Origin of the sequence: Nguyenibacter vanlangensis, assembly GCF_013376155.1 — a bacterium.
Lineage (GTDB): Bacteria > Pseudomonadota > Alphaproteobacteria > Acetobacterales > Acetobacteraceae > Gluconacetobacter > Gluconacetobacter vanlangensis.
Genome location: NZ_JABXXP010000567.1, coordinates 1 through 1848 on the forward strand (window position 1 = coordinate 1; position 1848 = coordinate 1848).

Below are 1848 nucleotides of genomic sequence, written 5' to 3' on the forward strand. Positions count from 1 at the left end.
GTGGCGGCGAACGCCTCCAGCGCCGGCCGGAAACCCTTCAGGTCCGCCTGGCCCTGCGCCACCCCCAGCGCGATCAGCGACAGCGCGTCGAACAGCCCGCGCCCCGACGGATCGGCCGCGAGCCCCCCCAGGAAAGGCTGCGCCGTCACGGTCGAATCCAGCACCGCCTGCAGGTTCTTCGGGTCCAGGAACAGCAGCCCATGATCGACCAGGTACGGATTCTGCTGCGGCACGTTGACCGACAGGAAATGCGCGCCGTCCTGCCGCAACTGCGCGGCCAGCGCGCGCGCCGTTTCCTGCGCCTCCTCGGGCAGGTCGGCATCGATCACCGCCACCAACTGGTCCTGCTGCTGTGGAAATAGCCGCGCCAGCGTGTCCGACCGCGTCTTCCACGGCAGCTTGGCCGAGAACATGGTGCTGGTGTCGGTCGTCACATCCAGGCGCCGCATGCTGACGGCCAGCGCCCCACCCACCAGCACCGCGAACAGCAGCAGGACCAGAATGGCACGGCGGGAACAGGCCGCCACCAGGCGGCCGATCGGCAAGGACAGCATGACGGGTAATTCAGCCCCTGAACTTCAGCCCCGGAACACTGGCGACTGGCAAATGGACGGCACGGCCGGCGCGGCCCTCACGCCGCCGCACGGTGGGGCATCGTTTGACCCCGGATGCGCCCGGGATGCAAGGCGCATCTTTCCCTCCCGTCCCCCACGCTCCCAATCCATTGACAAACAAATGGTTTCCAAAGGCACCGCCTTTGGTGGGGTCCGGGGCGAAGCCCCGGAAAAAGACACCGCGTGCTGCGCTCAGCCCCTGATCCGCCGGATCAGCGCCAGGCTCTCGACACAGGCCGCCGCCGCCTCGCGCCCCTTGTTGTGCTCGTCCGTGCGCGAGCGCTCCACCGCCTGCGCGTCGGTATAGGTGGTCAGCACCCCGAACGCGACCGGCACCTCGGTGGCCAGCGAGGCCTGCATCAGCCCCACCGCCGCCCCCAGGCTGATGAACTCGAAATGCGCCGTATCGCCCTTGATGACGCAGCCCAGGCAGATCACGCCCTCATAGCGCCCGGTGCGCGCCAGCGTCTGCGCCAGCAGCGGCAGCTCATAGGCGCCGGGCGCATACAGCACGTCCTCGTCCGCCACGGTGATGTCATGCTCGCGCAGCCATTCCAGCGCCCCGTCGCGCAGCCCGTGGGTCACCGTCTCGTTGAAACGGCTGACCACGATCGCCAGGCGCGGCATCGTCGCAAAGGTCAGGTCGGGGGTCGTGGTCGGTCGATTGGTGCTCATGGTCCGGTCTTCGGCCTCTCTCGTCTCAGGACACGCATGTCGAGACATGCGGGGAAGATATGTACGGGGAAAATATGCGGGGCGCGCCCTATTCGGCGGCCTCGCTCACGGCGGCGCAAAGCTGGTGTCCCATCCGGGTCCGCTTGGCGTCCAGATAGGCCCGGTTGAACGGGTTGGGCGGAATGGCCACCGCCACCCGGTTGCGCACGGCAAAGCCATGGCGTTCCACCGCCACCACCTTGGCCGGGTTGTTGGTCATCAAATCCAGCGTGCGCACGCCCAGCGCGCGCAGGATCGCCCCCGCCGCGGTCCAGTCCCGGGCATCGGTCTCGAATCCCAGCCGATGGTTGGCGTCCACCGTATCCAGCCCCCGGTCCTGCAGCGCATAGGCGCGGATCTTGTTCGCCAGCCCGATCCCCCGCCCCTCATGCCCGCGCAGATACAGCAGCACCCCGGCCTCTGCCGCGCCAATCCGCGCCAGCGCCTCCTGCAACTGCGCCCCGCAATCGCAGCGCAGCGACCCCAGCGCGTCGCCGGTCACGCATTCCGAATGCAGCCG

2 protein-coding genes and 1 pseudogene are annotated in these 1848 nt (G+C 68.7%); all 3 read right to left on the reverse strand.

The genetic code is table 11. The features are described 5' to 3' along the window. A pseudogene (locus HUK84_RS16710) lies at positions 1-554 on the reverse strand (MMPL family transporter); the annotation flags it as partial. 252 nt (positions 555-806) lie between these two features. Further along, positions 807-1289 (reverse strand): 6,7-dimethyl-8-ribityllumazine synthase, encoded by a 483-nt coding sequence (gene ribH / locus HUK84_RS16715; protein WP_176641283.1) that lies wholly within the window; start codon positions 1287-1289, stop codon positions 807-809. A gap of 88 nt (positions 1290-1377) precedes the next feature. Further along, a partial coding sequence (ribA, locus tag HUK84_RS16720; protein WP_176641284.1) for a GTP cyclohydrolase II RibA occupies positions 1378-1848 on the reverse strand: 471 nt, incomplete at its 5' end.